Consider the following 15701-nt stretch of genomic DNA (forward strand, 5'->3'; position numbering starts at 1 on the left):
GAAAAAGCGTTGACGAGTTCAGAGGCAAACCGTAATATTCGCCTCGTTCCCCAAACGGGAACAGTGGAGCGGTAGTTCAGTCGGTTAGAATACCTGCCTGTCACGCAGGGGGTCGCGGGTTCGAGTCCCGTCCGTTCCGCCACTATTCAGAAAGCCTGAGTCAGAAATGATTCAGGCTTTCGTCGTTTTATAGTCCCTCGAATATTGTTTATTCCTCTTTTTATTTCCATTAACAAAAAGTTAATAAATACGGTGCATTTTATTAACAAGTGCACGATTTTAGTGCATTATTTGCACTGTTTTTGTGCGTTTTTTGCTCATCCTTACCTTCGCGCCCATCTTCTTATGTAATAATTATGTAAAATAATTGGTAGGAAATCATTCGGTTACCGATCATTTTTCAGAAAATTAACGAACCAATACGCTATTGGTTCGTTAATTGCTTAATTACTAGCACGTTAAGTTCTGCGTCATATCAATAACTTATTATTAATAAAAATAAAGCAATGATGAAAGCGAGCGAACCAATATGGAAAAGCCTTCACGGTTTTTAGCTAATTCCAGTACCGCGCTTGAGCAGCTGCGCGGGCTTATCAACCAGCACGAGTCAACACCAGGCATTCCGCTGCCCACTGAACGTGAGCTGTCGGACACTCTCGGCGTAGGCCGACGTGAAGTGCGTCGCGCGCTGGACGTGCTGGAAGAGGAAGGGCGTATCTGGCGCAAGCAGGGCAAGGGTACCTTCATTGGTCCATCTGCCCCGGTTGAGCCGTTGGCGCTTCAGGGATTGGTTCAGCAAACCAACCTGCTGGAAGTCATGGAAGCTCGACTACAGCTCGAACCCGGCTTAGCCCGACTTGCGGCACTGCGTGCCACCAGGGAAAACCTCGCGCTCATGCAGCGTATGCTGGAACGCATTAATAAGGTCAGCCCGGATGACCGCGATCTCAACGAACTGTGGGATAGCGCCTTCCACCGCGCCATTGCGGAGGCAGCAGGTAACCGCCTGATGCTTGGGCTTTTTGATGCGATAGATGCCGTCCGCCGGGAGCCTGGCTGGCAGCATTTACGCGAACTTGCCCGCACCCCTGAACGTGTCGATAGCTACAACGACCACCATCACAAAATCATGTCAGCGATTATTCATCGCCAGCCTAATGAAGCAGCTGCCGCCATGCGCGAACACCTGCTCAGCCTGCAAACCGCCCTGATTCAGGCTATTCACCTTGAGGACGATTCCACGCTATGACGACGATACCCTTTAAGGACTCCACGCCCGTACTGCGGCTGCAAAACCTCAACGTTAAATTCGCGGGCTCGCCGGTGAGCGTGCTCGACGATATCTCGCTGACGGTCAGGGCGGGAGAAACGCTGGCGCTGGTAGGCGAGTCCGGCTGCGGTAAAAGCATCACTTCCCTGGCGCTGATGGGGTTATTACCTGCCAGCGCCCGGATCGTCAGCGGGGAGATGAATTTCCGCCGCCAGGATCTGCGCAAGCTCTCGCCGCGGGAGTATGCCGATCTGCGCGGCAGCGAGCTGGCGATGATATTCCAGGAGCCCATGACCTCGCTCAACCCGGCCTTCACGCTTGGCGATCAGCTCAGTGAAGCGGTGATGCGCCATCAAACGATCTCCCGGGCTGAGGCGATGACGGTTGCGCTACAGATCCTGGAGAAGGTGCAGATCCCGGCAGCAGAGATGCGCCTTAAGGCTTACCCGCATCAGCTTTCCGGCGGTATGCGCCAGCGCGTGATGATTGCGATGGCGCTGATAAACCATCCCAAACTACTCATTGCTGACGAACCCACTACCGCTCTGGACGTGACCATTCAGGCGCAAATTCTCTCCCTGCTCAATACTTTAAAAGAAGAAACGGGCACGGCGGTGCTGATGATCACCCACGATTTAGGCGTGGTGGCTGAAGTCGCGCAGCAGGTGGCGGTGATGTATGCCGGACAGCTAGTGGAGCAGGGGAGTGTTGAAGCTCTGTTTGCCGATCCGCAGCACCCCTATACCATTGGCCTTATGGGTTCCCTTCCTTCTATGGGCGCGCGTAAAAGCCAGCTATCAACTATTCCCGGATCGGTCCCGCTGCCGGAATCCATGCCTCAAGGCTGCCGCTTTGCCACCCGATGTCCCTTCGCGCAGACGCGCTGTCATGCTGAAAAACCACCGCTCACTACGCTCGGTACGGGCCATCAGGTTGCCTGCTTCCGCGTGCCGCTCGAACACCATATTGCCCTGGGAGAGACCGCATGACTATGCCCATTCTTGAAGCCCGCGATCTGAGCAAGCTTTTCCCCGGCCCTAAAAAACTGTTTACGCCGGCCCGCTTTGTCACCGCTGTCGACCGAGTTTCGATGTCGGTGATGCCTGGCGAAACGCTGGCAATTGTCGGCGAGTCGGGTTCCGGGAAATCCACCCTTGGTCGTCTGCTGCTGCGCCTGCTGGGCGCCAGCGAAGGGCGGGTATTTTATCAGGGTGAGGAGATCACCCACGCCTCGGGCGCCCGTCTGAACCAGCTCCGGCGTGAGCTACAGATCATCTTTCAGGATCCCTTCGCTTCGCTGAACCCGCGCATGACGGTGGAGCAAATTGTCGGTGAGCCGCTGTGGCTGCACCAGAACATGAAAAAAACGGATCGCCAGTACCGCGTCTCCGAGCTACTCAGGACGGTCGGCTTGCCCTCAGCCTGGGCCGGGCGTTATCCACACGAATTTTCCGGCGGGCAGCGCCAGCGTATCGGCATTGCGCGCGCGCTGGCATCAGGCCCAAAGCTGCTGCTGGGTGATGAGCCGGTTTCTGCGCTGGACGTTTCCGTTCAGGCACAGGTGGTCAATTTACTGGAAAGCCTGAAGCACCAGTTGGGGCTAACGATGGTGATCGTCGCCCACGGGCTGGCGGTTATCCGTCATATGAGCGACCGCGTGGCGGTAATGTATCTTGGGCAAATCGTCGAGCTGGCCACCGTCGACGACATCTTCGACGCACCGTTGCATCCTTATACCCAGGCGTTGATTGCCTCAGCGCCGCAAATGCAGCCAGGCGTAGCGCGGGATACGCCGCTGTTGCAGGGTGATTTACCGAACCCGGCTAACCCGCCGTCCGGCTGCCGTTTCCACACCCGTTGCCCCTACGTTACAGATGAATGCCGCCAGATCGAGCCGATTAATCAGGTGCTCGACGGCGGACGTCAGGTTGCCTGCCATCGTTGGCAGGAGATCAATCGCGATCGCAGCGTTATCCAGATCGCACCGCCATCCGCCGCTTTTCTGCGCCGCCGTGCGCTGTTTGAACACGCGGCCACTCACTCCTCCCTTCCTTCAAGGAACTCATGATAATGACAATGCGTAATTCTCTTTTGACCGTACTGGGAAGTGTTATGTTGCTTGGCGCGGCGCTGCCCGCCCATTCTGAAAGCGTGCTGCGGATCGGCCTGGGGGCCGACCCGGATATGCTCGACCCGCATCTGGCGCGCACCTACTATGGCCGTTTCGTGTTTGCCTCCCTGTGCGACAGGCTGGTGGACGTCGACGAGCACCTGAAAGTGGTGCCGGGTCTGGCAAAATCCTGGGCCTGGAGCGAAGATGGCAAAACGCTGACTATGGATCTACGCGAAGGTGTGACCTTCCACGACGGTGAAAAATTTGATGCCGCTGCGGCAAAATACAACCTCGACCGCGCCCTGACCCTCAAAGGCTCCCTGCGTAAAAGCGAGATCTCATCCGTTGAATCGGTCGAGGTCACCGGCCCGATGCAGATTGCGCTGCACCTGAAAACACCGGATGCCGCGCTGCTAATGCAGCTCACCGACCGCGCGGGCGCGATGATGGCACCCGATGTGGCGAAAAAGCCTGACTTTGCCGCCCATCCCGTCTGCTCCGGTCCATACAAATTCGACAGCCGCGTGTCGCAGGACCGCATCGTTCTGACCCGCTTCGACAACTACTGGAACAAAGACGCCTATCACTTCGACAAAATCATCTATCTGCCGATCCCGGATGCCTCCGTGCGTCTCGCGAACCTGCGCGCGGGCGATCTCGACCTGACCGAAGGCATTGCCGCCAGCGACGTCAAAACCGTCGAAGCCGACAGCAAGCTGGCGCTGGCGAAGGTCACCGGTCTGGGCTATCAGGGGATCACCTTCAATATTAACAACGGCAAGGTGCCGGCCAACGATCCGTTCAAAGATGCCCGCGTGCGCGAGGCATTTTCTCAGGCAATCGATCGCGATGCCTTAAACCAGGTGGTCTTTGAAGGGCTCTACACCCCGGCAAATCAGGCGTTTTCACCGGTCAGCCCGTACCACGTTAACCTGCCGGTCCCGCCGCGCGACGTCGATAAAGCCAAAGCGCTGCTGAAAGCCGCCGGTGTAACCACGCCGCTGAGCGTCAATCTGCTGGTGCCGAACAACCCAACCTCGCAGCAGGTGGGACAGGTATTGCAGGCGATGGTGGCAGAGGCGGGCTTTAACCTGAACCTGCAAATGACCGAGTTCGCCACGCTGCTGGATCGCCAGCAGAGCGGTGACTACCAGTTGAGCTTCTCCGGCTGGTCGGGGCGCCCGGATCCGGATGGCAGCATTTACGGCTTTATCAACAGTAAAGGCACCCTGAACGACGGCCGATACAGCAACGCGCAAATCGATGAATGGCTGACTCAGGCGCGTCAGAGCACCGACCAGGCCGCACGCCAGCCGCTGTACGACAAGGTGGTGAAGCAGCTCCAGACCGACATGCCGATTGCCTACCTCTACTTCGAGCCGCGCATTTTTGGACTGAACAAGAACGTGCAGGGCTTTAAGCCGTACCCGGACGGCATCGTGCGTCTGGCCGGTTTGACGCTGGCAAAATAAACGTCCTGAGGAGAACCCATGCTGGAACTGATTTGCAAACGTCTGCTGCTGGCCGTCCCGACGCTATTGCTGGTGAGCATGATGGTGTTCGGGCTGCAAAAGCTGCTGCCCGGCGACCCGCTGATCGCCATGGCCGGGGAGGAGCGCGATCCGGCGGTCATTGCCCAGCTGCGTGCTGAGCTTAATCTGGATGCGCCGATCCCCGTGCAGTATTTCCATTGGCTGACGCGCGCGCTGCAGGGCGATCTGGGCGTCTCCTTGCGCACGCATGAACCGGTCACGCAGCTGATTGCCAGCAAGCTGCCGGTCACGCTGGAGCTCTCTCTGCTGGCGATGATCATCGCGCTGGTGTTTGGCATCAGCATGGGGATCCTTGCGGCGGTGAATAAAAACAGCTGGGTCGATCACGGGGCGAACTTTGTGGCGATCTCGGGGATATCAATTCCGCACTTCTGGCTGGGGATCCTGCTGATTCTGGTCTTTTCGGTGAACTTGCAATGGTTACCTGCGTCCGGTTATGTGCCATTCAGTGAAGATCCGATCCAGAACCTGCGCACGCTGCTGCTGCCCGCGTCCGTGCTCGGAACCGGACTGGCGGCGACGCTGATGCGCCATACCCGAGCGTCGATGATTGCGGTGCTGAAAGCGGATTACATCCGCACCGCGCGCGCTAAGGGGCTGCTGCCGAAAGCAGTGATCCTGAAGCACGCCTTTCGCAACGCGCTGGTGCCTGTAATCACCCTCACCACGCTGCTGTTCGGCGAGCTACTGGGCGGCGCGGTGCTGACCGAGCAGGTCTTCACCATTCCGGGCTTTGGCAAAATGATCGTCGACTCGGTGTTCAATCGTGACTATGCGGTGGTGCAGGGCGTGGTGCTGATCGTGGCGATCGGCTTCCTGATGCTCAATCTGCTGGCCGACGTGCTCTACGTCCTTATCAACCCGAAAATGCGAGGTTAACCATGGCGGAACTGACGACGCAAACCGTTGCCCCCACGCTGCCGCGCGCGCAGAACCGGGTGCTGAAGAAATTTCTCGGCAATAAAAGCGCGGTGATTGGCGCGCTTGTGGTGGGCTTTTTTGTCCTGGTGGCGCTGCTGGCGCCGTGGATCGCCCCCTTCGACCCGGTCAAAGCCAACTTCCTGGCGGTGCGCAAAGCGCCGTCGGCGATGTACTGGTTCGGCACCGACGAGCTGGGGCGTGACATCTTATCCCGCATTATTTGGGGGGCGCGCACCTCGCTGATGGCGGGCTGTATGTCGGTCATTATTGCCGTGGTCATCGGCGTGCCGCTGGGGCTGGTGGCGGGCTACTTCCAGAAGATGTGGGACGGCGTGATCTCGCGCTTTATTGAGGCCTTGCTGGCCTGTCCGTTCCTGATCATGGCGATCGCGCTGGGGGCATTTTTGGGCCCAAGCCTGACGAATGCGATGATCGCCATTGGTCTCTCGGCAATGCCGATCTTCGCCCGGCTGACGCGCGGCCAGGTGATCGCCATTCGCAACGAAGAGTATATCGACGGCGCGCGGGCGATTGGCCTGCCGGATCGCTGGATCATCATTAAATACGTCCTGCCAAACGTGATGTCGCCGATCCTCGTGCAGGCCACGCTGGCGATCGCCTCGGCGATTATCGCCGAAGCCAGCCTGTCGTTTTTGGGGCTGGGACAGCAGCCGCCAAATCCGTCCTGGGGCTCCATGCTCAACACCGCGAAAGGGTTTCTGGAGCAGGCTCCGTGGATGTCCGTTTTCCCCGGCGTGGCGATTTTCCTTGCCGTGCAGGGCTTTAATCTACTCGGCGACGGGCTGCGCGATGCGCTCGATCCGCGCCACGACTAAGGAGTCATGATGACCAAAGCGCTTGATTTTACGTCCGGTTACGATTCACGCCGTTCGCCGATGCTGGGCCATAACGCGGTTGCCACGTCGCAGCCGCTGGCGGCGCAGGCGGGGATGAAGATGCTGCAACTGGGCGGCAATGCCGTCGATGCAGCCATTGCCACCGCGATGGCGCTGACGGTAGTTGAGCCGACCGGCAACGGGATCGGCAGCGACGCCTTTGCCATCGTCTGGGACGGTGAAAAGCTTCACGGCCTCAACGCATCAGGCCGCTCGCCGGCCAGCTGGCATGCGGATCTGTTTGCCGGAAAAAGCGCAGTGCCGGAAATTGGCTGGGACGCGGTGACCGTGCCGGGAGCGGTATCCGGCTGGGTCGCGCTGGCGGAGCGCTTCGGCACGCTGCCGCTGACCACGCTGGCGCAGCCTGCCATTGACTACGCGCGCAACGGCTTTCCCGTCTCGCCGCTGATTGGTCATCTCTGGCAGCGAGGCTATAGCAAGCTGAAAGATCAGCCGGGCTTCAGCGCCTGCTTCGCGCCGGAAGGCCGCGCCCCGCGCGTGGGGGAAATCTTCCGTAACCCGGCGCAGGTCAGCTCGCTGGAGCTGATTGCCAAAACCAACGGTGACGCGTTTTACCGCGGCGAGCTGGCGCAGAAAATCGCTGCTTTTGCCAAAGAACACGGTGCGCATCTGACGGCAGAGGATCTGGCAAACCACCGCGTGGACTGGGTTGACCTGCTGTCGCGCGACTTCGCGGGCGGCTCGGTTCAGGAATTGCCGCCAAACGGTCAGGGGATCGCCACGCTGATTGCGCTCGGCATTCTTGAGCAGTGCGGCATTGAGAAGCACCACCCGGACTCCGTGCAGTCTCTGCACCTGTCCATTGAGGCGATGAAGCTGGCGCTGGCGGATCTCGATCGCTACGTGGCGGATGAAGAACACATGGCCTTCGCGGCGAAAGAACTGCTGAGCGACCATTACCTGAAGTCGCGCGCGGCGCTTATTAACCACGATAGCGCCTCTGATTTTGTCTACGGTTCCCCGACGCAGAGCGGGACGGTTTACGTCAGCACCGCGGATGCGAGTGGGATGATGGTCTCGTTTATTCAGTCCAACTATATGGGCTTCGGTTCAGGCATTGTGGTGCCGGATACCGGGATCAGCCTGCAAAACCGGGGCTGCGGCTTTGTGCTGGATCCTGCGCACCCGAACGCGCTGGCGGGCAGCAAGCGCCCGTTCCACACCATCATTCCGGGATTTGCGATGGACGGCAACGGCAAGCCGCTGATGTCCTTCGGCGTGATGGGCGGCCCGATGCAGGCGCAGGGGCACATGCAGATGGCGCTGCGCATTATGCTGCACGGGCAAAACCCGCAGGCGGCAATCGATGCCCCGCGCTGGCGCGTGGTGCAGGGCAGGGAGGTGATCGTCGAATCAACGTTCGATCGCAATACTATCGCGGCGCTGCGCGAGCGCGGGCATCAGATCGTGGTGGAAGATCCGCTTCAGGATTATAACTTCGGCGGTGCGCAGGTGATTTACCGTATGCCGGAAGGGCACTACGTGGCCGCGACGGAAAGCCGCAAAGACGGGCAGGCGCTGGTGAGTTAATTAACGCCCGGTGGCGCTGCGCTTACCGGGCCTACGCTGTGCTTTTTGTAGGCCGGGTAAGGCGCAGCCGTCACCCGGCTTTTTTTCAACCAATGCTAAACGGATCTGCATCCTGCCAGGCCGGAAACTTCTCCCGATACTCCTTTAACGTCGTTAACGAGATCTCAGCGTCAATTCGTGTTGCCTGATGCGGCTCGGAGGTGGCAATAATCTCTCCCTGCGGACTGATCACCCGGCTGTCACCGCGATAGTGATGCCCGTTGCCGTCCGTTCCCACGCGGTTACAGCCAACGACATAAGCCTGATTTTCAATCGCGCGCGCGGTCAGTAAAGCCTGCCAGTGCAGGGAGCGTGGGGCGGGCCAGTTGGCGACGTACAACGCCAGGTCATAATCGTTGCGGTTGCGCGACCACACCGGGAAGCGCAGGTCATAGCAGACCAGCGGCAGAATACGCCAGCCGCGCCATTCAAATACCACGCGTTCGCTTCCGGCTTCATAATGTTGATGTTCATCCGCCATGCGGAACAGGTGGCGCTTATCGTAGAAATGGACTTTTCCTTCCGGCTCGACCAGCAGGAAGCGGTTGACCGGTCCGCGCCCGGTCTGGAGTGCGACGCTACCGGCAATCAGCGCATTTGTTTCCTGCGCCCTGGCGTGCATCCAGGCCACCACCTCGTCCTGCGGCATGGACTGTTTTGCTGCCTCCATCGCGAAACCTGTGGTAAACATCTCCGGCAGGACAATCACATCGCGTCCGGTAATCTCTTCCAGCTGGCGATCAAAATGGCGAAGGTTGGCGGGGCCGTCCATCCACACTAAAGGTTGCTGCAAAACAGAAATCTTTAAACCAGGCACGATACAGGCTCCTTAAAAAACACTTTTTGACACTGTAGCACGTCATTACCAGAAAATGTGGCAATAAAAAACCCCGCGCGGGGCGGGGTTTGTGGGAGCAAAAGGCCTTATGCCGCTTCAGGTTTGCGGTGCTTCTCTGGCAGCTTTACCGGCTGTGTCGCCAGCTCTTCAGGTTCGAAATCATCCACATTAATACTGCGCAGACGGCTCTCTTCGGCTTTCACCAGAATCGCAGCTTCGCTGTTGTCGATGATGCCACCCGCCAGCGCCTGTTTTGCCAGCTCATCCAGTCGTGTAAACGGCAGGTTTTTGCCCAGCTGTTTGCAGATCTTCTGGTGAATCGGGTCGGCGGCCATCACGTCAAGCAGCGCCTCTTCCAGCAAACCTACCGGGTTATGCGGGGTAGGTGCCAGATATTGACCCCGACCAATACGAGAGCGGGTTGCGCTTGGTACCTGGAGGATTTTTGCCACTTTGTGATCCAGCTTGTCGGACGGCGCCAGGTGATGACGACCGGTCGGGAAGATCACCGCGCGCAGGGCACCCGCCACGAAGCGGTTCGGGAAGTTCGCCAGCAGATCGTCAATCGCCTGTTCGGCCTGATACATCGCATCCTGAACGCCCCAGTGCACCAGCGGCAGATCCGCTTCCTGACGGCCTTCATCGTCGTAGCGTTTCAGCACCGCAGAGGCCAGGAAGATCTGGCTCAGCACATCACCCAGACGGGCGGAGATGCGTTCGCGACGCTTCAGGCTACCGCCCAGCACCGCCATGGAAACGTCAGACAGCAGAGCCAGGTTGGCGCTCTGACGGTTCAGGTGCTGGTAGTAACGTTTGGTCGCATCGCCGGTTGGCGTCGCGCTGGTCAGCCCGCGCGTCAGGCCCAGCCAGAAGCTGCGCACCTTGTTGCTGCCGACGTGACCGATATGTTTGAACAGCAGCTTGTCGAAGGCATCCACATCATTATTCTGCGCGGCAGCCATCTCTTCCAGCACGTACGGATGGCAACGAATCGCACCCTGGCCGAAGATCATCATGCTGCGGGTCAGGATGTTTGCCCCTTCCACGGTGATGGCAATCGGCGCACCCTGATAGCCGCGCGCCAGGAAGTTGCCTTCGCCGAGCATGATACCTTTACCGCCTGCGATATCCATTGCATCAATAATTGACTGCTGTGCGCGGTGGGTACAGTGATACTTCACAATCGCCGACAGCACGGCGGGTTTTTCGCCCAGCATAATGCCGTAGGTAATCAGCGAGGCTGCGGCGTCCATCACGTAGGCATTGCCCGCAATACGCGCCAGCGGCTCTTCGATACCTTCCATCTTGCCGATGGAGATTTTGAACTGACGGCGGATATGCGCGTAAGCCCCAATCCCCATCGCCACCGATTTCAGACCGCCTGTTGAGTTCGACGGCAGGGTAATGCCGCGGCCCACAGACAGACATTCCACCAGCATACGCCAGCCCTGCCCGGCCATTTTCGGGCCACCGATGATGTAGTCAATCGGAACAAAGATATCCTGACCGCGGGTTGGACCGTTCTGGAAGGGTACGTTCAGCGGGAAGTGACGGCGACCAATTTCAACGCCCGGAGTCGAGGTTGGGATCAGCGCACAGGTAATACCCAGCTCTTCTTCACCGCCCAGCAGTTTTTCCGGGTCAGAGAGTTTGAACGCCAGGCCCAGCACCGTGGCGATAGGTGCTAGGGTGATATAACGTTTGTTCCAGGTCAGGCGCATGCCCAGCACCTGCTGGCCCTGCCATTCGCCCATGCAAACCACGCCGGTATCAGGAATTGCGCCGGCATCGGAGCCTGCCTCCGGGCTGGTCAGCGCGAAGCACGGAATTTCCTGACCACGCGCCAGACGCGGCAGGTAGTGATCTTTCTGCTCTTCTGTACCGTAATGCTGTAACAGCTCGCCCGGGCCTAAGGAGTTTGGCACGCCAACGGTGATCGCCAGGATCCCGGAGACACCCGCCAGTTTTTGCAGTACGCGAGCCTGAGCGTAAGCGGAGAATTCCAGACCGCCGTACTCTTTCTTAATGATCATCGCGAAGAAGCGATGCTCTTTCAGGTATGCCCACAGCTCAGGCGGCAGGTCGGCCATTTCGTGAGTGATGGCAAAGTCGTTTGCCATGCGGCACGCTTCTTCTACCGGACCATCAATAAAGGCTTGTTCTTCGGCGGTCAGACGCGGCTGCGGATAGTTGTGAAGCTTTTTCCAGTCCGGGTTGCCCTGGAACAGATCGCCTTCCCACCAGGTCGTACCGGCGTCAATCGCTTCTTTCTCTGTACGCGACATCGGCGGCATCACTTTACGGAATCCCCTGAACACCGGGGCAGAGATCATCGACTTACGCATCGGCGTCAGGTTGAACGGCAGCAAAATGATGGCCAGGGGAACAAGGACCCAGATATTCCACAGGCCAGCGACGCCAAGTGCAGCCGTCCAGGCCAGAAGAATCAGGCTACTCAGGAATAAACTGACACGGTGATAGAACAACACACCGAGCAGTACAACGGTTGCGAGAATGCTCAAAATCATCATAAAGAAAAGCTCCCTTGCTTGTAGGAGGTCTGACCACTTGTGATGATATGGTTGTAGTTGATGTCATTTCCTTTAGCAATGTGTTTACAAAATAATTACAACCTGGTTCACATTGTTCGCGTTTTAGCCGGCACAAAAAATCAAAACGCCGGACGATTCGCATGGCTTTAGCTTCTCGCTTTTACTGCTATCCGGTACACTCCACTGTGTTATTTCATCAATACTGAAGGATTATCCTCATGTACCAGGATCTTATTCGTAACGAACTGAACGAAGCGGCGGAAACGCTGGCGAATTTTCTGAAAGATGATGCCAATATTCACGCTATTCAGCGCGCGGCGGTCCTGCTTGCCGACAGCTTCAAAGCCGGCGGTAAAGTGCTCTCCTGCGGTAACGGCGGTTCCCACTGTGACGCCATGCACTTCGCCGAAGAGCTGACCGGACGCTATCGCGAAAACCGTCCGGGCTACCCGGCGATTGCGATTTCCGACGTGAGCCACATCTCCTGTGTAGGCAACGACTTCGGTTACGACCATATCTTTTCCCGCTACGTTGAAGCCGTAGGCCGTGAAGGCGACGTGCTGCTGGGTATCTCCACGTCCGGTAACTCTGCTAACGTGATCAAAGCGATCGCCGCCGCGCGTGAGAAGGGCATGAAAGTGATCACCCTGACCGGGAAAGATGGCGGTAAGATGGACGGTACAGCGGACATTGAAATCCGTGTACCACACTTCGGTTATGCGGATCGCGTTCAGGAAATTCACATCAAAGTGATCCACATCCTGATCCAACTGATCGAAAAAGAGATGGTTAAGTAAGACTTCGCTGGGGGGCGCCGGTGCCCCCCGCTGTTGTGGAGGTGATCTATGTGCGAACTGCTCGGGATGAGCGCCAATGTGCCAACCGATATCTGCTTTAGTTTTACCGGGCTGGTTCAGCGCGGTGGAGGAACCGGGCCGCATAAAGACGGCTGGGGTATTACCTTCTACGAAGGCAAAGGATGTCGCACGTTTAAAGATCCACAACCCAGCTTTAACTCACCCATTGCCAGACTGGTGCAGGACTATCCTATTAAATCCTGTTCGGTGATCGCCCATATCCGCCAGGCCAATCGCGGCGAAGTGGCGCTGGAAAATACCCATCCGTTTACCCGTGAACTGTGGGGCCGTAACTGGACCTATGCGCACAACGGGCAGCTTTCGGGCTATAAGTCGCTGGAAACCGGCAATTTCCGTCCTGTCGGTGAAACGGACAGCGAAAAAGCATTTTGCTGGCTGCTGCACAAGCTGACCGAGCGCTACCCCCGTACGCCCGGCAACATGACCGCCGTTTTTAAGTACACAGCGTCACTGGCGTCTGAGTTACGCGAGAAGGGCGTCTTTAATATGCTGCTGTCTGACGGGCGCTACGTGATGGCGTTCTGCTCGACGAATCTGTTCTGGATCACCCGACGTGCGCCGTTTGGCGTCGCCACGCTGCTCGATCAGGATGTGGAAATTGATTTTCAGAAGGAGACCACACCGAACGATGTGGTCACTGTCATTGCAACGCAGCCGCTGACCGGCAACGAAACCTGGCAAAAGATCATGCCAGGCGAGTGGGCGCTATTTTGTCTCGGGGACCGCGTAATTTGACGCCAGCTGCGGCTGAACCACTTCATGGCTGAGCGGTTTACTCACCACGTAACGGCCATTGACGATGGACACCACCGGCGGCTTATGGGTCTGCTCGAAGTAGTCATAGCCCGGTTTTAGCTGTTTCCAGAAATCTGTGTAAACAGAGTACTTATGGCGCGCCATGTTCGCATCCGTCATACGGAACGGATAGATGCTGACCTGAACGTTCGGCTGGCCGAAGACCAGTGCGCCCGTGACAAACTGGAAGATTTCATCAATGCCGGAATCCGTCATCGCATAACAACCGACAGACACGCAGGCACCGTGAATCATCAGGTATTTCCCTTCGTAACCGTGCGCACGGTCGAAGGCATTGGGGAAACCGATGTTAATCGCTTTATAGAAGCGGCTGTCCGGTTTTAGCTGGTTACGCTGAACGTTGTAAAACCCTTCCGGACTTTTGAAGTCACCCTGGCGCTGTTTCGGCCCCAGCCCGCCAGAATAGTTACAGATTTTGTAGCTATCGAGCAGCTGATACGTCTCGCCCATTTTGACAAACAGATCGAGTGTGCGCTCTTCCTTGAAGATTTGAATATAAACCGGGGATCCCATCAACTGCTGTTTATACTCTTTGCTGACCGGCGTCGTTGAACTATTACTGCCAAGCAGCCCGGCAAACGACATGCACGGTATCAGAAGCATCGCAATGAACAATGCGATTTTACGCATACTACTGGTTCCTTGATAAAACAATGACCAACTTGCCAGAACGGCAAAAGACACCCGAAATCAGACTAATCTGGACAGGAGCGCTCACATTAGCACCGATGGAGATTTTCGCAAGAGCCAACCTTTGCGTTTACAAATTAGTTTTACTTTATAACCCATTCATAATGTCCTGACTCCAGGAACTTTGCGCAATAGCTCGCATTTCGGCGCGCCAGACGGCGGATTTGCTGCCCCAGGCAGGGCCGAAAATGGTACACTCCGGCCTCTCTGGATTGTTGTTCATGGATACCTGCTAACCACATGTTTAGAATTAGAAAAGGACTCGATCTGCCAATCTCTGGCGTGCCTGAACAGCACGTTACCACCGGCGCCAGTATTCATCATGTCGCCATTGTAGGTGATGATTACGTGGGCATGCGTCCCGCGATGCTGGTACAGGAAGGCGATCGCGTAATAAAAGGCCAGGCGCTCTTCGAGGATAAAAAAAATCCTGGCGTTATGTTTACAGCCCCAGCCAGCGGCACCGTTGTCGCCATCCATCGTGGTGAGCGTCGCGTTCTGCAATCGGTAGTTATTCAAATTGAAGGCGATGAGAAACGCGAATTTGCGCGTTTTGACGCCGCCGATCTCGCTACCCTCAGCCGCGACGCGGTGCAGACGCAACTGCTGGAGTCGGGACTGTGGACGGCGCTTCGCACGCGCCCCTATAGCAAAACGCCCGTGCCTGGCACTGTGCCGGCCGCTATCTTCGTTACGGCCATCGACACCAACCCGCTCAGCGCAGATCCGCAGCCTCTTATCCTGGCGGAACGAAACGCTTTCGATGCCGGCCTCACCGTGTTAACGCGCCTGACGCCGGGTAAAGTGCATGTCTGTCAGGCCAGCGGCGGTAAGCTGGGCGGGCATCCGCAAGGGCAGGTGGCCTTTAATGAATTTGCCGGCCCGCATCCGGCCGGGCTGGTGGGAACGCATATTCATTTCCTGGAGCCGGTAAGCCTGACGAAACAGGTCTGGCATCTTAATTATCAGGACGTGATCGCTATCGGTAAGCTGTTCACCACGGGTGAGCTGTGCGCAGAACGCATTATTGCCATCGGCGGCCCTCAGGCAACCCAACCGCGTCTGGTTCGCACGCTGCTTGGGGCAGACCTGACGGCGCTGTTGGCTGGCGAAACGAAAGAGGGTGAAAACCGTATTATTTCCGGTTCGGTGCTGAGCGGCAGGCACGCGACAGGCCCGATGGCCTGGCTGGGTCGTTTCCATCTTCAGGTGAGCGTTGTGCTTGAAGGACGCGAGAAAGAGCTGTTCGGCTGGGTGCTGCCTGGTGCAGAAAAATACTCGGTAACGCGCACCACGCTCGGCCACTTCCTGCGTCGTAAGCTGTTTAACTTCTCCACCAGCACCAACGGCGGTGAGCGCGCCATGGTTCCGATTGGCAACTACGAACGCGTGATGCCGCTGGATATTCTGCCCACCGTGCTGCTGCGCGATCTCCTGGCCGGCGATACCGACGGTGCCCAGGCGTTGGGCTGTCTGGAGCTGGACGAAGAAGATCTGGCGCTGTGTACCTATGTGTGTCCAGGTAAATACGAATATGGACCCGTATTGCGCGAGGTGTTAACCCGCATTGAGCAGGAAGGATAA

The 15701-nt window shown here is 57.6% G+C and carries 13 protein-coding genes and 1 tRNA gene; 11 read left to right on the forward strand and 3 right to left on the reverse strand.

What is annotated here, in order from left to right:
* Window positions 1–65: 65 nt before the first annotated feature.
* The 8 genes from KTH07_RS01975 (at window position 66) to KTH07_RS02010 (ending at window position 8304) form a co-directional block, all read left to right on the forward strand.
* Window positions 66–142: transfer RNA gene (locus KTH07_RS01975), tRNA-Asp, on the forward strand.
* A 387-nt stretch (window positions 143–529) separates the two neighbouring features.
* The gene (locus tag KTH07_RS01980) at window positions 530–1249 is read left to right on the forward strand and encodes a FadR/GntR family transcriptional regulator (protein ID WP_015571386.1); all 720 of its coding nucleotides are present in this window, start codon (window positions 530–532) and stop codon (window positions 1247–1249) included.
* Window positions 1246–2259: an ABC transporter ATP-binding protein gene (locus KTH07_RS01985; RefSeq protein WP_063162182.1), complete on the forward strand. Its 1014-nt coding sequence runs from the start codon at window positions 1246–1248 to the stop codon at window positions 2257–2259. Before KTH07_RS01980 ends, KTH07_RS01985 begins: the two co-directional genes overlap by 4 nt.
* Window positions 2256–3338 (forward strand): ABC transporter ATP-binding protein, encoded by a 1083-nt coding sequence (locus tag KTH07_RS01990; RefSeq protein WP_015571384.1) that lies wholly within the window; start codon window positions 2256–2258, stop codon window positions 3336–3338. Before KTH07_RS01985 ends, KTH07_RS01990 begins: the two co-directional genes overlap by 4 nt.
* Window positions 3339–3340: 2 nt before the next feature.
* Window positions 3341–4855, forward strand: a complete 1515-nt coding sequence (locus tag KTH07_RS01995; RefSeq protein ID WP_072201441.1) for an ABC transporter substrate-binding protein — start codon at window positions 3341–3343, stop codon at window positions 4853–4855.
* Between the two features lie 18 nt (window positions 4856–4873).
* Window positions 4874–5815 (forward strand): ABC transporter permease, encoded by a 942-nt coding sequence (locus KTH07_RS02000; RefSeq protein WP_015571382.1) that lies wholly within the window; start codon window positions 4874–4876, stop codon window positions 5813–5815.
* A 2-nt stretch (window positions 5816–5817) separates the two neighbouring features.
* On the forward strand, window positions 5818–6693 hold the full coding sequence (locus KTH07_RS02005) for an ABC transporter permease (protein ID WP_015571381.1): 876 nt from the start codon (window positions 5818–5820) through the stop codon (window positions 6691–6693).
* Window positions 6694–6702: 9 nt separating this feature from the next.
* A complete protein-coding gene (locus KTH07_RS02010; RefSeq protein ID WP_032620209.1) occupies window positions 6703–8304 on the forward strand; it encodes a gamma-glutamyltransferase family protein in 1602 nt (533 codons plus the stop codon).
* Between the two features lie 85 nt (window positions 8305–8389).
* On the opposite strand, the gene KTH07_RS02015 is transcribed toward KTH07_RS02010, so the two are convergent.
* Together KTH07_RS02015 and fadE are read right to left on the reverse strand one after the other, a co-directional pair.
* Entirely contained in the window at window positions 8390–9160 is a 771-nt protein-coding gene (locus tag KTH07_RS02015) for an amidohydrolase (protein ID WP_023303118.1), read from the reverse strand.
* A 107-nt stretch (window positions 9161–9267) separates the two neighbouring features.
* Window positions 9268–11712 carry an acyl-CoA dehydrogenase FadE gene (fadE, locus tag KTH07_RS02020; RefSeq protein WP_032620207.1) on the reverse strand — a complete coding sequence of 815 codons (2445 nt, stop codon included), beginning with the start codon at window positions 11710–11712 and terminating at the stop codon, window positions 9268–9270.
* A 239-nt stretch (window positions 11713–11951) separates the two neighbouring features.
* Here fadE and lpcA point away from each other — a divergent pair, with 239 nt between their 5' ends.
* Together lpcA and KTH07_RS02030 are read left to right on the forward strand one after the other, a co-directional pair.
* Window positions 11952–12530, forward strand: a complete 579-nt coding sequence (gene lpcA, locus KTH07_RS02025; protein WP_003863232.1) for a D-sedoheptulose 7-phosphate isomerase — start codon at window positions 11952–11954, stop codon at window positions 12528–12530.
* A 48-nt stretch (window positions 12531–12578) separates the two neighbouring features.
* Window positions 12579–13346: a class II glutamine amidotransferase gene (locus KTH07_RS02030; protein WP_217310876.1), complete on the forward strand. Its 768-nt coding sequence runs from the start codon at window positions 12579–12581 to the stop codon at window positions 13344–13346.
* On the opposite strand, the gene dpaA is transcribed toward KTH07_RS02030, so the two are convergent.
* Window positions 13317–14057: a peptidoglycan meso-diaminopimelic acid protein amidase gene (gene dpaA, locus KTH07_RS02035; RefSeq protein WP_006810008.1), complete on the reverse strand. Its 741-nt coding sequence runs from the start codon at window positions 14055–14057 to the stop codon at window positions 13317–13319. The two genes, KTH07_RS02030 and dpaA, sit on opposite strands and share 30 nt — an antisense overlap.
* A 300-nt stretch (window positions 14058–14357) precedes the next feature.
* Here dpaA and KTH07_RS02040 point away from each other — a divergent pair, with 300 nt between their 5' ends.
* The gene (locus KTH07_RS02040; RefSeq protein ID WP_023303121.1) at window positions 14358–15701 is read left to right on the forward strand and encodes a Na(+)-translocating NADH-quinone reductase subunit A; all 1344 of its coding nucleotides are present in this window, start codon (window positions 14358–14360) and stop codon (window positions 15699–15701) included.

The organism is Enterobacter cloacae complex sp. ECL72, assembly GCF_019056635.1.
In the GTDB taxonomy this organism is placed as follows: domain Bacteria; phylum Pseudomonadota; class Gammaproteobacteria; order Enterobacterales; family Enterobacteriaceae; genus Enterobacter; species Enterobacter hormaechei_C.